This window comes from Pusillimonas sp., from assembly GCF_044464525.1.
Classification (GTDB): Bacteria; Pseudomonadota; Gammaproteobacteria; order Burkholderiales; family Burkholderiaceae_B; genus Pusillimonas.
In genome coordinates, this window is sequence record NZ_JBIQLE010000028.1 from 24593 (window position 1) to 44811 (window position 20219).

At 59.8% G+C, this 20219-nt stretch carries 12 protein-coding genes; 8 read left to right on the top strand and 4 right to left on the bottom strand.

Features of this window, described 5'->3' with window-relative positions; translation table 11 throughout:
• Positions 1-42 precede the first annotated feature (42 nt).
• Positions 43-2817, bottom strand: a complete 2775-nt coding sequence (glnE, locus tag ACIY1O_RS14020; protein WP_397475719.1) for a bifunctional [glutamate--ammonia ligase]-adenylyl-L-tyrosine phosphorylase/[glutamate--ammonia-ligase] adenylyltransferase — start codon at positions 2815-2817, stop codon at positions 43-45.
• Between the two features lie 89 nt (positions 2818-2906).
• Here glnE and ACIY1O_RS14025 point away from each other — a divergent pair, with 89 nt between their 5' ends.
• On the top strand, positions 2907-6728 hold the full coding sequence (locus ACIY1O_RS14025; protein ID WP_397475720.1) for a YhdP family protein: 3822 nt from the start codon (positions 2907-2909) through the stop codon (positions 6726-6728).
• Positions 6729-6825: 97 nt separating this feature from the next.
• On the opposite strand, the gene gdhA is transcribed toward ACIY1O_RS14025, so the two are convergent.
• The 3 genes from gdhA to trxA form a co-directional block, all read right to left on the bottom strand.
• On the bottom strand, positions 6826-8172 hold the full coding sequence (gene gdhA / locus ACIY1O_RS14030) for an NADP-specific glutamate dehydrogenase (protein ID WP_397475721.1): 1347 nt from the start codon (positions 8170-8172) through the stop codon (positions 6826-6828).
• A gap of 67 nt (positions 8173-8239) precedes the next feature.
• Positions 8240-9496, bottom strand: a complete 1257-nt coding sequence (rho, locus tag ACIY1O_RS14035) for a transcription termination factor Rho (protein ID WP_397475722.1) — start codon at positions 9494-9496, stop codon at positions 8240-8242.
• Between the two features lie 75 nt (positions 9497-9571).
• Positions 9572-9898, bottom strand: a complete 327-nt coding sequence (trxA, locus tag ACIY1O_RS14040; RefSeq protein ID WP_397475723.1) for a thioredoxin TrxA — start codon at positions 9896-9898, stop codon at positions 9572-9574.
• 339 nt (positions 9899-10237) lie between these two features.
• Between trxA and ACIY1O_RS14045 the strand changes: the two genes are divergently transcribed.
• From ACIY1O_RS14045 to ACIY1O_RS14075, 7 genes are all read left to right on the top strand, one after another.
• Complete coding sequence (locus tag ACIY1O_RS14045) at positions 10238-12199, top strand: DNA topoisomerase IV subunit B (RefSeq protein WP_397475724.1); 1962 nt, start codon at positions 10238-10240, stop codon at positions 12197-12199.
• A 9-nt stretch (positions 12200-12208) separates the two neighbouring features.
• The gene (gene parC, locus ACIY1O_RS14050) at positions 12209-14512 is read left to right on the top strand and encodes a DNA topoisomerase IV subunit A (RefSeq protein ID WP_397475725.1); all 2304 of its coding nucleotides are present in this window, start codon (positions 12209-12211) and stop codon (positions 14510-14512) included.
• Between the two features lie 508 nt (positions 14513-15020).
• Positions 15021-16055 (top strand): CDP-6-deoxy-delta-3,4-glucoseen reductase, encoded by a 1035-nt coding sequence (locus ACIY1O_RS14055; RefSeq protein WP_397475726.1) that lies wholly within the window; start codon positions 15021-15023, stop codon positions 16053-16055.
• Positions 16056-16159: 104 nt separating this feature from the next.
• Positions 16160-17413, top strand: coding sequence for a D-amino acid dehydrogenase (locus ACIY1O_RS14060; protein ID WP_397475727.1), 1254 nt, complete (start codon positions 16160-16162; stop codon positions 17411-17413).
• A 4-nt stretch (positions 17414-17417) separates the two neighbouring features.
• Positions 17418-18740, top strand: a complete 1323-nt coding sequence (locus ACIY1O_RS14065) for an extracellular solute-binding protein (RefSeq protein WP_397475728.1) — start codon at positions 17418-17420, stop codon at positions 18738-18740.
• A 7-nt stretch (positions 18741-18747) separates the two neighbouring features.
• Positions 18748-19452, top strand: a complete 705-nt coding sequence (locus ACIY1O_RS14070; protein ID WP_397475729.1) for a glutathione S-transferase N-terminal domain-containing protein — start codon at positions 18748-18750, stop codon at positions 19450-19452.
• Between the two features lie 83 nt (positions 19453-19535).
• Positions 19536-20219, top strand: a 684-nt coding sequence (locus ACIY1O_RS14075; RefSeq protein ID WP_397475730.1) for a phytoene desaturase family protein, incomplete at its 3' end; no start/stop codon positions are given.

Genomic DNA, 20219 nt, shown 5'->3' on the forward strand with positions numbered 1-20219 from the left:
TCGACAGGGTGCGGTATGCGGCGAAGGCCGCTGCATGCGGGCTTATTCTCCGATGACCGTGCTCCACAACAGCCGCACACAGGCGCGCTCGGAGGCGAGCAGACTGGGCGATACCCGGGCCTTCTCGGCGCCTTGCAGGCGCAGTGAATGCTGCATTCGGCGAAAGACGCGGTAGGCGTCGGACACCTCGGTGGCCAGTTGCTGAGGAATCAGGCCGTGTTCGCCCGCAAGCTTAAGCAAAGTGATGTTGCCCAGGTTTTCGACCAGGACCGGATATTGGCGGGCGTGGGCCAGGACAAGATACTGCGTGACGAACTCGACGTCCACCATGCCGCCCCGATCGTGCTTCAGGTCGAAGTCTTGGGAGCTGTTGGGGTGGCCGGCGCTGATTTTCTCCCGCATGTCACGCACGTCTTGCTGCAATTTTGCGGGGTCGCGTTCGGTCAGCAGGATGTCGCGGCGAACGGCCTCGAAGCGTTCTCCCACCGTTGTGTCGCCGGCTGCGTAGCGGGCGCGGGTAATGGCCTGGTGCTCCCATGGCCAGGCGTGCTTCGACTGGTATTGCAAGAAAGCGTCCAGGGACACGGCCAGCATGCCTGCGTCCCCGTCAGGGCGCAGGCGCAGGTCGACGTCGTAGAGCCGGCCCGAAGAGGTCATGGTGGAAAGCCAGGAGGTCATACGGCGGCCGAGCTTGGCATAAACTTCGGGGGCGTCGTCGCGTGGATCATCGTACAGGAAGACCAGATCAAGGTCGGAAGCGTAGCCCAGTTCTTTGCCGCCAAGCTTGCCGTAGGCAATGATGGCGAACCGGGGGGCCGGCAGCGCGTCGGCCACAGGCGCGCCCCTGGGCTGGACAAGCGGCCAGACGCGATGCAGGGTTTCCTCCAGCAGCATGTCGGCCAGCCCCGAAAGCTGGTCGGCAAGCTGTTCGACTGTAAGCACGCCGGCCAGGTCCTGGGCCAGCAGCTGAAAACTGATCTGGCGTTGAATGTCGCGCATCAGGTTCATCTGCTGCTCGACATCGGGTTTGCCGTCCGGCAACACGGTTGCATCCAGTTCGTCGTGCAGTTGCTGCGCGTAGGTAGTCAGGTCAAGCGGCGACATCAGCGAATGCCATTCGATCAGGCTATCCAATAGCAGGGGGTACTGGCACAGGTACTGAGCGGCCCAGGGGCTGGCGCCCACAATGCGCGACACCCGCGCCAGGATTTCAGGGTATTCGGCCAGCAAGGCCAGGTAGGCGCTGCGCTGGGCGATGTGTTCGATCAGGTCGAGCAACCGGATGGCGGTCTGCTCCGGGTCGGGTGTATTGGCGGCGGCGTTGATCAGGGCCGGAAGCAACGCATCAAGCCGCTTGCGGCTGTTGGCCGGAAGGCTGCGTATGCGATGCGTGCCCAGCAGGGTGTCGATGCGTTGGTTGAGCGTGCCGGCTTGATCGCCCAGTTGATCCTGGACGTGGTCGCTCAGGTTGCCCTCTGATGCAGGGCCGGTGGAAGCATCCTCGTCGGCCTCGCCCATGCCTGCCAGCCTGAATGCGTTGCGAAAGGTCTGGTTGACGAATTCCCGGTGCTGGGCAAGCCGGGCTTCAAATTGTTCGGGCTCCATGCCCATGGCGTGCGCCAGTTGCTCGCGCAGGGCCGGATCGAAAGGCAGAAGATGTGTTTGCTCGTCTTCGCGGTATTGCAGCATGTGCTCGGTACGGCGCAGGAACTGGTAGGCCTCGCGCAACTGGTCGGCGATTGCTTCAGGTATGACGCCGGCGGCTTTCTGGCGTTTCAATGCAGGCAGAAGGCCGCGTTTTTGCAATGAGGGCATGCGACCGCCTCGTATCAACTGGTTCAGCTGTACGATGAACTCAATCTCGCGGATTCCCCCATCGCCCAGCTTGATGTTGTGGGTAGCGTCCACACCGGTGCGTGCCTGTGCGCGGCGCTGCCAATCTTGGCGGATGCGTTCACGCAGTTGGCGCAGTGCCGACAGTGCGTCGAAGTCAAAGTATTTTCGATAGACGAAGGGGACCCGCAGCGCTTCGAGCTGGGATAATTGTGCGCGAAGATTGCTGCCTTCGAAGGCGCTGGCCGCAATGGGCCGGGCTTTCAACCACGCGTAGCGTTCCCATTCCCGGCCCTGTGCCACCAAGTAATGCTCCAGGGCGTCCAGGCTCCATGCCAGGGGCCCCGAGTCGCCGTCGGGCCGCAGGCGTAAATCGGTGCGGAAAACCTGGCCGTCGGCATCGGGCTCGGAAAGCACGGGCATCATGCGTTGTGCGGCCTTGCCATAGAACTCGTGGTGGCTGATCTTGCGCCGGCCGGTGGTTTCGCCTTCTTCGCCGTACAGCATGACAAGGTCGATGTCAGACGACACATTGAGCTCTTTGCCGCCCAGCTTGCCCATGCTGATGATCAACATTTCCTGGGGCAGGCCGGTGTCCGGGTCTAGCGGCGTGCCGTGCACTTCAGCCAGTTCGGTGGCCACGCTTTGGTAGGCTTGGGCGATGGCCAGGTCGGCCAGGGCGCTGGTGGCGTCTGTCACCTCGGACAGGGAAGCCTTGCCGTTTATGTCTCGCACCATCAGGGTGTAGAAGACGCGCTCTCGCAGCCGGCGCAGTATCCGGCGCGCCTCGGTGCTGCAAAGGGCTGGCCCGGCCGGCAGGTCGCCGCGCAATTCGTCGAACCAGGCCTGGATCACAGAGCTGTTTACGGCGTTTTTGCAGGCTTGCTCCAGCCACAGGAAAAATGTCTCGTTCGAGCCGGTCTTGCGGCGCAGTGCGCCGGACCATTTCAAGGCCTGGAATAATAATTGGGGAGGGGTAGTCATGGATTGCGGGGTTGATGCGACGATTGCTCGACTTTCAGGTATAAGTCTGAAAAGATACTGCATATTCCTCTGTACTGGCTACCTGACACGTGTTTCGAATTTCTGCGCTCCTTCGTGTACTGGGCTATATGGCCCTGGTACTGTACCTGTTTGCCGGGGCGCTGTTTCTCGTAGTTCGATACGGCATCACGCCGAATATCGACCATTGGCGTCCTCGCATCCAGGCCGAGCTTTCCAAAGCGCTGGATACCCCCATCACCCTGGGGCGTATCGAAGCCGGCTGGAAAGGCTGGCACCCGCATTTCCAGCTCAACGATGTGGTTGTTGTCGACGAGCACGGCAGCCAGGCACTGCGGCTGCCCGGCATTCGCGCCACGCTTAGTTGGCAGGGCTTGCTCAGCGGCCTGCCACGTTTCTCCTACATCGAGGCGAAAGGCCTGGATATCGAAGCCAGGCGGGACGCGCAGCAAAGAATATGGGTGTTGGGCCGCAATATTGAGGCCCAGGATGCCGACGATAGCGTCGAGTTCGCATTGGATCATCCTTTGGTGCAGTGGCTGGTCAATCAACCGCGCATCGCTTTGCGCGACGCGGCGATAAGCTGGCGCGATGACACCCGCGATGGCAGCGTCCTGCGGCTGGAGGCGGTAACGCTCGGGCTTGTTTCGGATGCTGAAGGCCATCACATGGTGTTAAGCGCCACGCCGCCTGCGCAACTGGGGCGCCGCTTCGAGATGCGGGGCGATTTCAACTATGCCAACGCCCAGCTTGAGCGTTCCGATCCGCTGGCTTGGGAAGGCATGCTTTATGTGAACGTGGATGGCATGTCCCCCGTCCATTGGCGGCCGTGGATGGATATTCCGGGCCACATGCGAGCGGGCGATGTCTCGGCGCAATGGTGGCTTGGGTTTTCTGAAGCCGAGCCCCAGCGGGTGGCCGCCCATGTGCTGGTCGAGCAGGGACGCTGGCTGCTGGGCGATGAGGGCGAGGTAGCAGGCGAAGGAGTCGAATTGTTTATTGACGGCTCGTGGCCGGCCTACGCGGGCGCCCTCAAGGCTTTCGAGTCGCTTGTTGCGCCGTCCGCCATGCAACAGGCTGGCGAAATGCCTTCGCGCGAACCCGAGGCGCCCATTCACGGGGCTGAAGATGGGCCGCCGGTGCGCTTCTGGATTGACGCCCGCGGCCTTGCGCTGCATACCCCGGGGGTTTTTGAACACGGCTTGCAATTCAACCACATAACCATGCAGGGCAACGTGCTGCGCCAAGCCACCGGGGGGTTGGCGGCGCATTTCGACAATACCCATGTGGTCAATGACGACATGGATCTGCAATGGCAAGGAATGTGGCGAGAGGGCGGTTCCGGTGCGGCCGGTCTGGCGGACATCCGGGGGGTATTTCGTCGCGCGACCTTGGACGGCATCGATTTATACATGCCCACCAGCGTCAACCTGGATGCGCGTCAATGGCTCGCCAAGGGCCTGCTGGACGGCGAAATAGAAAATGCCAAGGCGGTGCTTCGGGGCGACCTGGAGCATTTTCCGTTTGGCGATGGCTCGGGCGCCTTCCGTATCGAAGGCAGGTTTCGCGATGGGGTTATTGACTATGCGCCTGGCCCCACCCCAGAGGAGAGCTGGCCTGCGTTGCGCCAAGTAAGCGGTCACGTCCTGCTGGATCGGGTCGACTTACGCATTGCTGCGGATGAAGCCGTGGTGTTTCCGGCAAACGGTCATGTCATTCAGTTGCGCGACATCGTGGCTCGCATTCCCAACATTGAACAAGATTCTGTGCTTGGCATCGACGGAATGACTCGCGCGCCTGCTCAGGCTTATCTTGCGCTGGCACATAACTCGCCCTTGCAGCGCCTGCTTGACGGCTTTCTCGACCCGGCAACGGCAGATGGCGATTGGGATGTGCCGTTGCGATTGACGATACCATTGCTGAACGTTGATGACACCCAGGTTAAGGGCGCGGTCAACTTCAAGGGTGGAATGGTGTCGTTGGACCCTCAGGCGCCGCCCTTCGAGCAGGTAAGCGGAAAGCTTGAGTTTACGGAAACGGGTTTCAGCGCCGACCGGCTCCAGGCGCGGCTTCTGGGCGGCCCGGCTGCGTTCAACGGAGGCATAGGAGGCGGGCGAAAAGGGCTCGAGATGACGGGTCGGATCACCGCCGAGGCGCTTGGTGAGTATGTCGCAGTACAGGGCATGAATCGGCTGGATGGGTCGTTCGCCTATCAGGCCTCGCTGCGACGTCAAAACTCGGGCCGCTATGCCATGACCGCGCAAAGCGATCTGCACGACCTTGCCATTGATTTGCCGGAGCCGGCGGGGAAACCGTCTGGCACGCGGCGCAAGCTCGAGATACAGTGGACGCCCGCCCCATCCGCGGGTCAGATGTACCTGAAAGTAGGACTGGGCCCACAATTGAAAGCCTGGTTCCTGCGCCGCGAGGGCGTTGGAAACGGCCCATACTTCGTTTCGGGCGCAGTGGGTACCACCTTGCCGCAAACACTACCGGCTGCCGGCATTGTCATCGACATGCAGCACTCTCGCATCGACGTCAACGAGTGGGAAGCCGCCGTGGATGAATTCGGCGTCCCTTCCGCCGGGGCGGCCGGCGAATCAGTCGAACGCGAGCTCTTTCCCGAAACGCAGAGGGTACGGCTGCAAGCCGACGTCATGCAGCTTTACGGCCTAGAGCTGGACACCGCAACCGTGACGGCGCAGCACGAGCGCCCTTTGCAATGGCGTTTCGACATAGCTTCCGCTCGAACCGCAGGCACGGTGTATTGGCACGAGGCCGATGCCCATTCCACAGGCCGGGTCGATGCTCATTTTGATCGCCTGGCCTTGGGCGCGGAAACTTCCGAGAAGAAGGAAACCGGCCCCGGCGCCGAAGCGTCAGACGCATCGGCGCGAACAGCGCAGGAGGAAGACTCTTGGGCGGGTGAGGTCGATGTTCCTGCCGTTAGCCTCAAGGTGGACAACCTTCGCCTGTACGGGCGCTCTGTGGGCAAACTTGAGGTTGAGGGGGTCAATGAGCAACGGGGCCGCTTTTGGCGCCTGAACGAGCTTAGCCTGGTTAATCCGTCGGCTTCGCTGCATGGCTCGGGCATTTGGCGGCTGACCGGGCCCGAGCGGGGCCTGACGCTCGACGCTGAAGCCAGTTTCATTGATCTTGGCGCTTTCCTGGAACAGATTGAGCTCGAGGAGTTCATGCAGAAGGGGCACGGCACGCTCAAAGGGCGTTTCGAGTGGCGCAATATGCCTTGGCGCTTCAAGCGTTCCGATCTTAACGGGCAGCTACGGCTCGAACTGGCGCAAGGGCGATTCAGCACGGTCAATTCGCGCTCGGCTCGCCTGCTTGAATTGCTATCCATGCAGTCCATCCGGCGGTTGGCAACTTTAAGTTTTGATCCCGCTTCCATCTTCAAGGAAGGCTTTCCTTTTGATCGCCTTGCCGGCACATTGCATATTCACGACGGTGTCCTCACGACCAACGATTATCAGGTGGTCAGCCCCGTGGCGACCATCAGCATCGGAGGCGATGTCGACCTGACCACAGAAAAGATAGATTTTCAGGCCATGGTGGTGCCTAAGCTCGACGTCAGCGGCGGCGCTGTGGCGGCAGGCATTGCCATCAACCCCATCGTGGGCCTGGGAGCCTTCGTCACCCAGTGGTTGCTCAGCAAGCCTTTATCCAAGGCCATGACTGTGCATTACGACGTGGGGGGCGATCTGAACACGCCGCAACTGCGCGAAGTGGCAGCTCCCGCAGCATCGGCACAAGAGGCGCCGAACGTTGAACGAATTGAGGGCGGCGACATTACCTTGAGCGACGAAGCGCGCAACGGCCTGCATGAGGCAGACGAATTGAGCGGCTCTGTTGGCGCGGCCGCTGGCGCAATGCGCTGAAGCGGCGTCGTGTGCGAAGCCGGCGGGCCGGCGCTAAAAATGAAAATCGGCGGCCGTGCCGAAGCACGCCGCCAATTTCGGCAAGGCCGGTATGAGTCTAGTACACGCCTTGCTGAAGCATGGCGTCAGCCACCTTTACGAAGCCGGCAATGTTGGCGCCATTCAGATAGTTGACCCGTTCTCCGGGTTTTTGGCCGCTGTAGTGTACGCAGCTTTCGTGAATGTCGCGCATGATGGAGTGCAGGCGGCTTTCAACTTCTTCGCGGGTCCAGTTCAGGCGCAACGTGTTCTGGCTCATTTCAAGGCCCGACACGGCGACCCCGCCGGCGTTGCTGGCTTTGCCCGGCGCATACAGCACGCCGGCTTCAATGAAGGCATGGGCGGCGTCGAGGCTGGTAGGCATATTGGCGCCCTCGGCCACGCAGCGCACGCCGTTCTTGATAAGGACCTGCGCGTCTTCGAGATCGAGTTCGTTTTGGGTGGCGCAGGGAAGGGCGACGTCGACCGGTACGTGCCAAGGTCGTTTGCCGGCCTCGTAAACGAGGCCTTGTTCCTGCGCATAGGTTTCCAGGCGCTCGCGGCGTGTGTTCTTCAGTTCGATAAGCGCTGCCAGCTTGGCCGGCGTAAAGCCCGTCTTGTCGACCACGCAGCCGTGCGAATCGGATACGGTGAGCACCTTGGCGCCCATCTGCATGCATTTCTCGATGGCGTATTGAGCCACGTTGCCCGAGCCGGAGACAGAGACAGTCAGGCCATCGAGTGATTGGCGCATGTGCTTGAGCATTTCTTCGGCGAAATACACCGTGCCGTAGCCCGTGGCTTCGGGGCGGATCAGGCTGCCGCCAAATGTGACGCCCTTGCCGGTAAACACGCTGGCTGATGAATTGGAGAGTTTTTTCATCATGCCGGCCATGAAGCCGACCTCGCGGCTACCCACGCCGATGTCACCCGCGGGCACGTCGGTATTGGGGCCCAGATGACGGTAAAGCTCGAGCATCAGGGCCTGGCAAAAACGCATGACCTCGGCGTCGGACTTGCCCTTGGGGTCGAAATCGGAACCGCCCTTGCCGCCGCCCATGGGCAGCGTGGTCAGAGCGTTCTTGAAGGTTTGCTCGAAGGCCAGAAACTTGAGGATGGAAAGGTTGACCGACGGATGGAAGCGCATGCCGCCCTTGAAGGGGCCGATGGCCGAGCTGTGCTGGACGCGGAAGGCACGATTGACTTGCACCTTTCCGTTGTCGTCGACCCATGAGACGCGAAACTGAATCACCCGTTCGGGCTCTACCAAGCGTGCGAGCAATCCCATTTCGGCGTAGCGCGGGTTTTGCTCGATGTAGGGCCACAAACAGCCCATGACTTCTTTGACGGCCTGCATGAATTCCGGTTGATGTGGATCACGGGCCTGGACCTGGTCTAGAAACTGATTCAGTGTTGGTAGTGTCATCAAGAAGGTACTCGTGGTACGCAGCCGAACCGCTGGGGCCGGCAGAGTTATCGAATGTTCGCTGTGATTATTTTTTCATCATCTCGAAGAACTCGGCATTGGTCTTGGTGGCGCGGATTTTGTCGAGAATGAATTCCATGGCGGCGACGTCATCCATGTCGTGGATGAACTTGCGCAGCACCCAGACCTTTTGCAGCAATTCAGGCTTGATGAGGAGCTCTTCGCGGCGAGTGCCGGATTTGTTGAGATTGATGGCTGGGTAAATGCGCTTCTCAGCCAGGCGGCGCTCGAGGTGCACCTCGGAGTTGCCTGTGCCCTTGAACTCTTCGTAGATGACTTCGTCCATACGGCTGCCCGTCTCGATAAGAGCGGTGCCGATAATGGTTAGCGAGCCGCCTTCTTCGATGTTGCGCGCCGCGCCGAAGAAGCGCTTGGGCCGTTGCAGTGCGTTGGCGTCTACGCCGCCGGTAAGCACCTTGCCTGAAGCGGGCACCACAGTGTTGTAGGCGCGAGCCAGGCGGGTGATGGAATCGAGCAGGATCACCACATCTTTCTTGAGCTCGACCAGGCGCTTGGCTTTTTCGATGACCATTTCGGCCACCTGCACGTGGCGGGTCGCGGGTTCGTCGAAAGTGGAGGCCACGACTTCGCCGCGCACGGTGCGTTGCATCTCGGTGACTTCCTCTGGGCGCTCGTCGACCAGCAGCACGATCATGGTCGCATCGGGGTAATTGGTGGCAATGGCATGAGCAATGTGCTGCATCATTACCGTCTTGCCTGATTTGGGGCTGGCGACGATCAGTGCGCGCTGTCCTTTGCCGAATGGCGCGAAGATATCCAGGATGCGGCCGGTGATGTTCTCTTCGCTTTTGATGTCGCGTTCGAGCGTCATGACCTTATCGGGATGCAAAGGGGTCAGGTTCTCGAACATGATGCGGTGCTTGATGGCCTCGGGCTGCATGCCGTTGACCTTGTCCACCTTGACCAGCGCAAAATAGCGCTCGCCGTCTTTGGGTACACGCACCTCGCCTTCGATGGAGTCACCGGTATGCAGGTTGAAACGGCGTATCTGAGAGGGGGAGATGTAAATATCGTCGGTGCTGGCCAGATACGACGTGTCGGGCGAGCGCAGGAAGCCGAAGCCGTCCGGCAGGACTTCAAGGACGCCATCGCCGAAGATTTGCTCGCCTTGTTTGGCTCGCTTCTTCATGATGGCGAACATGATTTCCTGCTTGCGCAGTCGGCTCGCGTTGTCGATGTCCAGACTCGCGGCCATTTCGAGCAACTGCGAAACGTGCAGCGCTTTTAGTTCTGTGAGGTGCATGAGAGAAAAGAAGGGGATTCGTGCAAAGTGGGTGGCGGGCTCAAGACGAGCCCGCGCGCAAGGTATTGAATACGATTAAACGGATTCGTCGAGGAAGGCGGCCAACTGGGATTTGGACAGCGCCCCTACCTTGGTTGCGGCGGCTTTGCCGTCTTTGAACAACATAAGGGTGGGGATGCCGCGAACGCCGAACCGAGCAGCGGTGTCGGGATTTTCGTCGACGTTGAGTTTTGCAATGGTAACACGGCCTTCGTACTGCTTGGCGGCTTCGTCAAGCAAAGGCGCGATCATTTTGCATGGGCCGCACCAAGCGGCCCAGTAGTCGACCAGAACCGGACCGTCGGCTTGCAATACCTCGGCGTCGAAGCTGGCGTCGCTTACGTTTCGTATTAATTCGCTCATAGTGAAAATAAGGATGGATGGATGTGGATGCTGAAGAATGCTGAAAAAAAACGGGCGCACATAAATAAACACGCCTGCAAACCCGAGCGCCATAAGGTTTTATTGATTGGAGCGCCGGTTTTTTTACGATTTTTCTAAGCATACCACTCCCGGGCGGGCGGTGTACAGGCAGGCGGTGTACATTCTTCAGGCGCATGGGGTCTGTTTCCGGAGTTGCCGGAGTCCGTGGGGAATGACGCGACAGCCTTGCGCGCATCCGCGCTTTGGGCGCAGTTGACGCCGCACGCCGCCTTATCCGTAAAATACTGTTTTTTCATCCACCGAATTTTTGGGGACAACTTGGCTACCACACGATACGACGAAGCCTCCATCAGGGTGTTGAAGGGCCTGGAGCCGGTGCGTCAGCGGCCTGGCATGTACACGCGCACCGACAACCCCTTGCACATATTGCAAGAAGTCATCGACAACGCCGCCGATGAGGCCCTGGCGGGGTATGGCAAACAGATCAAAGTCACCTTGCATGCCGATAGCAGCATATCGGTCGAGGACGACGGGCGCGGCATTCCAGTGGGCTTGCATCCTGATGAACACGCACCGGTGGTCGAAATCGTTTTCACCCGTCTGCACGCGGGCGGAAAATTCGACAAGAAAAGCGGCGGGGCCTATGCGTTCTCGGGCGGCTTGCACGGGGTGGGCGTATCGGTCACCAATGCGTTGTCCACGCGGCTCGAGGTGACCGTGTGGCGCGACGGCAAAGAGCATCAGCTTGTGTTCGGAGATGGCCACGTATTGCAGCCTCTTGTGCAAACCGATACGGTCGGGCGGCGCAAGACCGGCACCCGTGTGCGTGTGTGGCCCGACCCGAAGTATTTCGATAGCGCTGTCGTTCCGTCCGCCGAGCTAATTCACTCGCTGCGTAGCAAGGCGGTGCTGTTGGGCGGCATCAAGGTTGTATTGATCAATGAAAAGACCGGCCAGGCCCAGCAATGGCAGTACGAAGATGGTCTTAAAGGCTATCTCAACGAAGCGTTGGCGGACGCCGAAAAGATCGTGCCGCTGTTCGAGGGGAGCCAGTACGCCGGTGATGACGACGAAAACTATTCCGAAGGCGAGGGCGCGCATTGGGCCGTGGCCTGGACGACCGACGGCAACGTGGTGCGCGAGTCTTACGTCAACCTGATTTCCACGCCGGCTGGTGGTACTCATGAAGCGGGTCTGCGAGAAGGCCTGTTCAACGCCGTGAAATCGTTTGCCGAGCTGCACGGCCTTATCCCCAAAGGGGTAAAGCTGCTGTCCGAAGACGTTTTTGCGCGCGCCAGTTTCGTGTTGTCGGCCAAGGTGCTCGATCCGCAGTTCCAGGGCCAGATCAAAGAACGCCTCAACAGCCGCGATGCGGTTCGCCTGGTAAGCGGCTACGTCAAAAACGCGCTCGAGCTGGCCATGCATGCCAATGTCGATCTGGGGAAAAAGCTGGCGGAAACTGCCATCCGCCAGGCTCAAGCGCGGGCGCGATCAGCACAGAAGGTCGAAAAACGCAAAAGCTCGGGTGTGGCGGTGTTGCCCGGCAAACTCACCGATTGCGAGTCATCAGATTCTTCGCGCACCGAGCTGTTCCTGGTCGAGGGCGATTCAGCGGGCGGCTCGGCCAAGATGGGCCGCGACAAAGAATTCCAGGCGGTACTGCCATTGCGCGGCAAGGTGCTTAACTCATGGGAGGTCGAGCGCGACCGCCTGTTCGCCAACAATGAAATCCACGACATTTCAGTGGCCATCGGGGTCGACCCGCATGGGCCGGGCGACCAGGTCGATCTATCCAATCTGCGCTATGGCCGTATCTGCATCTTGTCCGACGCCGACGTCGATGGTTCGCACATCCAGGTTTTGTTGCTGACCTTGTTCTTCCGGCATTTTCCCCGGCTGGTCGAGGCGGGCAACGTCTACATCGCACGGCCGCCCCTGTTCCGCGTGGACGTACCCGCATTGGGCAAGCGCCCGGCGCGCAAGCTGTATTGCCTAGATCAAGGTGAGCTCGAGGCCGTGCTGGATAAGCTTCGCAAAGAAAACGTGCGGGAAGGCTCCTGGAGTATCAGCCGCTTCAAGGGTCTGGGCGAAATGAGCGCTGAACAGCTTTGGGACACCACCATGAACCCAGACACCCGCCGCCTGATGGCCGTGCGCTGCGGTGAGCTGGGCGTGGAAGCCACCATCCGCATGTTCGACATGCTGATGGGCAAGGGCGAAGCGGGCCAGCGACGAAGCTGGCTCGAGGAAAAGGGCAATCTGGCCGACGTCGATATTTAAGAGAGCAACATGGACACCACACAAACCGGTTTATTCGACAGCGACGACGACGGCGAAAGCCTGGTCCTTGGCTATTACGCCGAGCAGGCTTACCTTGACTACGCAGTATCAGTGGTGCGCGGGCGCGCTCTTCCCGATGTGACTGACGGCCAAAAGCCGGTGCAACGGCGCATCTTGTACGCCATGGACGCGATGGGCCTGGGGCCGGGCGCCAAGCCGGTCAAGTCGGCACGCGTGGTCGGCGACGTGCTGGGTAAATATCATCCCCACGGCGATCAGGCGGCTTACGATGCCATGGTGCGCATGGCACAAGACTTTTCCCTGCGCTACCCGTTGATCGACGGCCAGGGCAACTTCGGCTCGCGCGACGGCGACAACGCAGCCGCCATGCGTTACACCGAGGCCCGGCTTACGCCTTTTTCGCGCGTATTGCTTGATGAGCTTAACGAGGGCACGGTCGAGTTCATTCCCAATTACGACGGCAGCCAGCAAGAGCCGCTGCTGCTGCCCGCGCGCCTGCCGGTCATGCTGCTGAACGGGGCCTCGGGCATTGCCGTGGGCATGGCCACCGAGATTCCGTCGCACAACCTGCGCGAGGTGGCGCAGGCGTGCGTGGCCTTGCTTAAAAACCCCAAGCTGCCCGAGGAAAGCTTGCACGAACTGGTGCCGGGCCCCGATTTTGCGGGCGGGGGGCAGATCATTTCCTCGCCTGAAGACATCGCCCACATCTACCAGAACGGTCGGGGCTCGATCAAGGCGCGAGCGCGCTGGCGCTTCGAGGAGCTGGCTCGCGGCCAGTGGCAGTTGGTGGTCTACGAGCTGCCGCCGGGCACGTCTGCGCAGAAAATCCTTGAGGAAATCGAAGATCGCACCAACCCCAAGGTGAAGGCAGGCAAGAAGAGCCTAAGCGCCGACCAGCAGCAGACCAAGGCGCTGGTGCTGGGCATGCTGGACGCCGTGCGCGATGAATCGGGCAGAGAGGACGCGGTGCGCCTGGTGTTCGAGCCCAAGACCAGCCGTGTTGATCGTGACGAGTTCGTGAACCTGTTGCTGGCACAGACCAGCATGGAGGGCAGTGTCTCGATCAACCTGGTGTGCATCGGCACCGATGCGCGCCCCGCCCAGCGCCCCTTGCGCCGCATCCTTACAGAGTGGCTGGGCTTTCGCACTGAAACCGTCACGCGCCGCACGCGCTTCCGCCTCGAGAAAGTCACCGATCGCATCCACGTGCTGGAAGGGCGCATGGTGGTGTACCTCAATGTCGATGAGGTGATACACACGATTCGAGAATCCGACGAGCCGCGCCCGGCGCTGATGCAGCGTTTTGATTTGTCTGAAAGGCAGGCTGAAGACATTCTGGAAATGCGCTTGCGCCAGTTGGCGCGACTTGAGGGCTTCAAGATAGAGAAAGAACTGGCCGAGCACAAAGACCGGCAGCAGAAGCTTCAAGAATTGCTGGACAACCCGAATTCGCTCAAGCGCATGATCATCAAGGAAATCGAAGCGGACGCGAAACAGTATGGCGATGATCGTCGCACGCTTATCGAGGCGGCCGAGCGCGCGGTGCTGGAAAACCGCGTCGTCGATGAGCCTGTTACCGTGATCATTTCGCAAAAGGGGTGGTTGCGGTCTCGGCAGGGGCATGGGCACGATGCCACACAGTTCAGTTTCAAGACCGGCGATGCAATGTACGACGCCATCGAGTGTCGCAGCACCGAGAGTCTGGTGGCCATATCGAATACGGGGCGGGTCTATACGGTGGCTGTGTCCAGCTTGCCGTCGGCGCGTGGCGACGGCCAACCTGTCACTTCAATGGTCGACCTGGAGCCAGGGGCGCGCATTGTGCAACTGGTGGCGGGCGACGAGAAGCGGCGCTATGTGTTGGGCACGCGTCAGGGATACGGCTTTATTACGACGCTGAAGGACATGACGACCCGTCAACGGGCGGGCAAGCAGTTCGTGAATCTGGAAAAGGACGATGTGCTGCTCAAGCCGTTGGCGTTGGCGGGTGATGATTCTTATCTGGGCATGCTCACGGGCAAGGGACGCTTCCTTGTGATCGAGCTGGCCGAGCTGAAGAAGTTGACCGGCGGTGGGCGCGGTACGGTACTGATGGGCCTTGATGCCGGGGACGAAATCGCGCAGTGGGTGGCGTTCGGGCCGGAAGGCATGGTGGCGGAAGGCGTCTATCGTAATAAGCATACTGAGCAGCTTTTGAGTGTGGATGAATTGGCGGGGTATGTGGGCAAGCGGGCGCGCAAGGGCAAGGCGTTGTCGGTGAAGGTTAAGAAGCCGGTGCTGCGGCGGGCTTAAAATAGGTGATTGTGCTTGTGTTCTTGAGCGATTGTGCTTGAGATCTTAAGTGCCTTCGTTTCGGTTTTTAAGTGCCCCTGTTTGAGTGTTTAAGCGCCTGATGCTCTGGTTAAGTTGCAGTTTTTTGAATTCTTTGAGGCTCGTGGGCCTTGATTGTGTGGCGATTTTTTTGAGTTCTTAAGCGCCGTTGTGCGCGGTGTCTTTAATTCCGGGCGGTCGGGCGGATTGCGGCAGCGCCCTCCAACGCCCGGAATTAAAGACACCGCACACAACGGCTTATGGCGGCGGCTGCTGCTTTGGCGGAGTTCTTCTGGTTTGGATTAAATGTGGTGGCTTGCCCCCGTTCTTAATTTGGTGCGATCGTGGGATTTATTGATGCTTTGCGTTGATCGGTCGAACGTGTTTTCGCGTGATGCTCTTCGTTGATGACGAGCATCAGTTGGAAATCATAAGCCGCGATGCTGCCGACATTTCGCGGCTTGCGCAGTTATATGGATGAATGAGTGGCATGAGTTTCAAGGTTAAGGTTCTGCCCAGCGGGCACGAGTTTATGGTTCCACAGGGCCAATCAGTGCTGGATGCGGCCATGGAGGCGGGTATTGTGCTGCCTTACAGCTGCCGCACTGGGGCGTGCTCAACCTGCAAGGGCAGGGTGGTTGAAGGCGAGTACGACGCGGGTGCGAGCCCCGAGCAGATTTTGTCGCCTGAAGAGTTGGCTGCCGGATATACGTTGTTTTGCCAGGCCAAGCCCGGGTCGGACATGGTTATCGAGGCGCACGAAATTCGCATGGCCAGCGATATCCAGATTCGCAAGATGCCGGCGCGGGTGATGGGGCTGGAAGATTTGTCGCACGATGTGAAGGTGATGCAATTGCAGTTGCCGCCATCGGACGCGTTTCGCTATTACGCGGGTCAGTATATTGAGTTCATTCTGAAAGACGGCAGCCGGCGCAGTTATTCGATGGCTTGTCCGCCGAACGAGAAAAACCTGGTTGAACTGCATCTGCGGCATATGCCCGGAGGCGTGTTTACCGATCATGTGTTCGGCGCGGGCGATACGCAGATGAAACTGCGCGAGATATTGCGTGTCGAAGGCCCATTGGGGTCGTTCTTTTTGCGCGAAGACAGCGACAAGCCTATTGTGTTCCTGGCCAGCGGCACGGGTTTTGCGCCCATCAAGGCTATCGTGGAACAAATGATCGACCAAGGCAACAGCCGCCCTGCGGTGTTGTATTGGGGTGGTCGCAGGCCGCACGATCTTTACATGCACGAGCTTGCACAGCAATGGACGCAAGCTTTGCCTGGCTTCAGCTATGTGCCGGTGGTGTCCGAGGCGCTGCCCGAGGATGGCTGGTCGGGGCGCGAGGGGTTTGTGCATCAGGCGGTAATGCAAGACTTGCCTGATCTTTCGGGGCACCAGGTATATGCCTGTGGTGCGCCGATCATGGTGGAAAGCGCCCGTCGGGATTTCGCGCAGCATTGCGGCCTGCCGGACGAGGAATTTTTCGCCGACGCGTTCACCTCGCTGGCAGACGTGCATTAGAGTTTGTCGATGCCACGGGCGCTACGCCGGCCGGCCCAGGGGCATACGCGCCGGCGCGCTTGGTGGCTTGGCGGCCAAGGCTTGATGTTTAAAAGGTAAAAGCCATGAAAGTAGCGGTACTTGGAAGCGGAATCATCGGAACGGCCACGGCCTGGTGGCTGGCTCAGTCGGGACACGAGGTGGTCGTAATCGACCGCGAAAGCGGCCCCGCCCAGGAAACGAGCCGCGCCAACGGGGCACAGATTTCGGTGTCGTATTCCGAGCCCTGGGCCAATCCGCGCATGCCGCTGCGCATGCTCAAGTGGCTGCTTTCCGACAGTGCGCCGATCTCGTTTCGTCCCCGCATGGACCTGCGGCAGTGGGCCTGGGGCCTGGCCTTCCTGCGCGAATGCCTGCCTTCGCGGCTGGCGCCCAATATACGCGCCATGGTGGCTTTGTCGGAATATAGTCTGGCCACGCTCAAGCACATGCGGGCCGAACTAGGCATCGAATATCAGCATCTCGAGCGCGGCATACTCAATTTCTATCAAGATCCGAACGAATTCGATCTTTCCCAAGACGCCGCCGACCTGATGCGCGACTTCGGCGTCGACCGCCGGGTGCTTACCGCCGACGAAGTGGTGGCGATTGAACCGGCGCTGGCGTCGGCGCGAGCCAGTATCGTGGGCGGCGACTACACGGCCGAGGATGAGTCCGGCGACGTTTATATGTTCACAACGGCGCTTGCGCGACTGGCCGAGCAGGCGGGTGTGCAGTTTCGGTTTTCCACTCAGGTCAGCCGCTTGTTGGCGGCGGGCGGAGAAGTTCAGGCGGTCGAGCTTGTTAATTCGCAGGGCCTTTACGAAACGCTGCATGCAGATGCTTACGTGGCGGCACTGGGAAGCTGGACCCCGCATCTGGTTATTCCGCTCGGAGTTCCGTGCCCGGTTTATCCAGCCAAGGGGTATTCGGCTACTTTTGATGTCATCGATGCGATGGCGGCGCCCACGGTCAGTCTCACGGACAGTGCCCACAAAGTCGTGTATTCTCGTTTGGGAAGCCAGTTGCGCATGGCGGGCGTGGCCGAGCTGGGCGGTTATTCACGCGGCTTGAATACAACTCGTTGCGAAAATATGCGCGAGCAGGCGCGTGCTTTGTTCCCAACCGCGCTTGATTTTGATAATGTTCGTTTTTGGTCGGGGCTTCGCCCGTCCACCCCCTCGAACGTCCCCCTGATTGGCCGTACACGCATCCCCAACCTTTATCTCAATACGGGGCATGGCACGCTAGGATGGACCATGGGTGTGGGTTCGGGCCGCGCATTGGCCGACCTGATCTCCGGCAGGCAGCCGGAGCCCGAATTCCCTTTTTTAGGTTAGACATATGAACGTAGCTCGTCTTTTCGGCACCCGTATCCTGCGCATGCCGAAGGCGTTGGGCTGGACGGCTCTGGCTGGAGCCCTGGCAGCCATGTCGCCGATTGCCTCGGCAACCGATATCACGGTCTGGCACGCCCTCAATGCCCACAATAGCGGTGCGTTTGAAAAAATCGTCAAGCAGTTCAATCGCCAAAGTAAAGGCGTAACCGTCAGGCTGGAGTCGTTCAACAGCCCCGAGGTACTTGAAAACAAACTGGCCGGCTTAGCCAAAAGCGCCAGACCCAATTTGGTGCAGCTCGAGTTCAGACGCTCGCCCGAGCCAAACGATGGCCATGTCGGCGTCAAGCCCCTGCATGCATTATTGGCCAAGCACCCCATCAAGGACGCCAAGTGGTTCGTGCATCCGGAAAACGGCTTTGCGCGTGATGACAAGGGGCGCTTGATGGCGTTTCCTTACATGGCTGAGGTGCCGGTGATGTACTACAACATCGCCGCTTTCCAGAAGGCGGGACTCAAGCCTGAAAAGCCAAGCCGCGCATGGAGCGAGCTGCAAGCCCAGCTTGTCGATCTGGCGAATCGGGCCACCCGCAACTGCCCGGCGACCAGCGACCAGCCGGTGTCGATCAACCTGGAAAACCTGGCGGCTGTAAACAACCAGTTTTTCACTTCAAACAATAATGGCAAGGGCAAGGGCGCGCCTTCGTTCGCGTTCGACACGGTGTATGTGCGCCATTTGTCGTTGATGATAAGCTGGGTACGCAGCGAGCTCATGGTCAAACCCGAGTTCGACAGCAGCGCCACCTCCCGCTTCGCCAACAACGAATGTTCCGTCTTGTTGTCCGAGTCGGGTAACTTGGGTGCGTTCCGCGACGTGCGGGGGCTTGATTTCGGCGTTACGGGCCTGCCGTTTTATCCCCAGGTTACCAAGTCGCCAGGCAATCCTTTTGTCGACGGGGCGGCGCTTTGGGTCACCGACGGGCAAAGCACCGAGCAGGAAAAAGCCGTGGCCGACTTCCTGGCATGGCTGACCCAGTCAGACAACGCCGCCGAGTGGTATCAGCAAACGGGCTTCTTGCCATTAACCGAGCAAGCCTTCGCGAGCACGGGTGACGGCTACTACAAGAACCTGGGCGAGTGGCGCAATTTGGTGGCTGTCTATAATCAGAAGCCGGCCGTTACGGCCAGTTCGTTCAAGGTTAAGAACTACCCCAAGGTACGGGCCATGTTCCACCTTACTTTGCAGCGCGCGCTCAGCGGCGAACAGTCAGCCCCGACGGCGCTCAGTCATGCGTCGGCGCAGGCAAGCAAGCTGATACGCGAAAAATAGGATGTCCATGACCAATTTGTCTTCTTTCCCCATTACCCGCAAATGGCCTGCACAGCACCCCGATCGTATTCAGCTGTATTCGTTGCCCACTCCGAATGGAGTCAAGGTGTCGATCATGCTCGAAGAGCTCGGGCTGCCTTACGAAGCGCATTTGGTAAGTTTCGGCACCAACGACCAGCTTTCGCCGGAGTTCTTGTCGCTCAACCCCAACAACAAGATTCCTGCCATCATCGACCCGGACGGTCCGGGTGGAAAGCCTCTGCCTTTGTTCGAGTCGGGTGCGATCCTGATCTACCTGGCCGATAAAACCGGTAAGTTGATTCCGCAAGATCCTGCTGCTCGCTACGAGACGATTCAGTGGCTGATGTTCCAGATGGGGGGTGTCGGGCCCATGTTTGGCCAGTTGGGCTTTTTCCATAAGTTTGCCGGCAAAGAGTTTGAAGACAAGCGTCCGCGCGACCGCTATGTGGATGAGTCGCGGCGTTTGCTTGGGGTCCTGGAAGCTCGTCTTGACGGACGGGACTGGATCATGGGCCACGAGTACACCATTGCCGACATCGCCACTTGGCCCTGGGTGCGTAATCTTGTGGGGTTCTATGAGGCCGGGGATATTGTCGGGTTTAAGGATTTCCCCAACCTGGCCAGGGTGTTGGCGGCCTTTGCGGCGCGTCCGGCCGTGGCCAGGGGTTTGGATATCCCGCCTCGTAGCTGAGCAACCGTTTAACCGTTCTTGAGTCACTGTGGGCCGGCTCCTCGTTTTGCGCTTAGAATTCCTTTCAGTCCTTGGAAAGAGACATGAATCAGAATGGAGGCGGAATGAGCTATGAAGTGATCGTGGTGGGGGCGGGGCATAACGGCCTGGCTGCCGCGGTGCATTTGGCTGCGCAGGGCCGCAAGGTATTGGTGGTGGAAGCGCGCCCCGAACCGGGCGGCGCCGTCAAGACGCAAGAGCTCACTTTGCCGGGATATCGGCACGACCTTTGCGCCATGAACCTCTCGAACTTTGCGGGGTCGGCGTTTTGCAAGCGTTATAAAGACGAGCTTACTGCCCATGGGCTGGAATTTGTTCCGGCCGAACATTGCTTTGCTTCTGTGTTTCGCGACCATACTTCGTTGGGCGTGGGCCTTGATCTGGAAGAAACGGTCAGCTCCATTCATGCGTTGTCGCCCAAGGACGCTGTGGCGTGGAGCCAGATGGCGGCGCGATTCGGAGACGTCGCGCCTTATTTGTTCGGTTTGCTGGGGTCTCCGATGCCGTCTTGGGGGGCGGCGCGCACTTTGTTCAATGCGTGGCGCCGGCAAGGAACGCTCGGCGTGTACGACCTCATCCGGCTGATTCTGTCGTCACCGCGAGACTTTCTTGATCGCCATTTTGAGAACGACAAGCTCAAGGCGATGATGGCCGCCTGGGGCTTGCATGTGGACTTTGCTCCGGACGCGGCCGGCGGCGCTCTGTTTCCATATCTTGAATCCATGGCC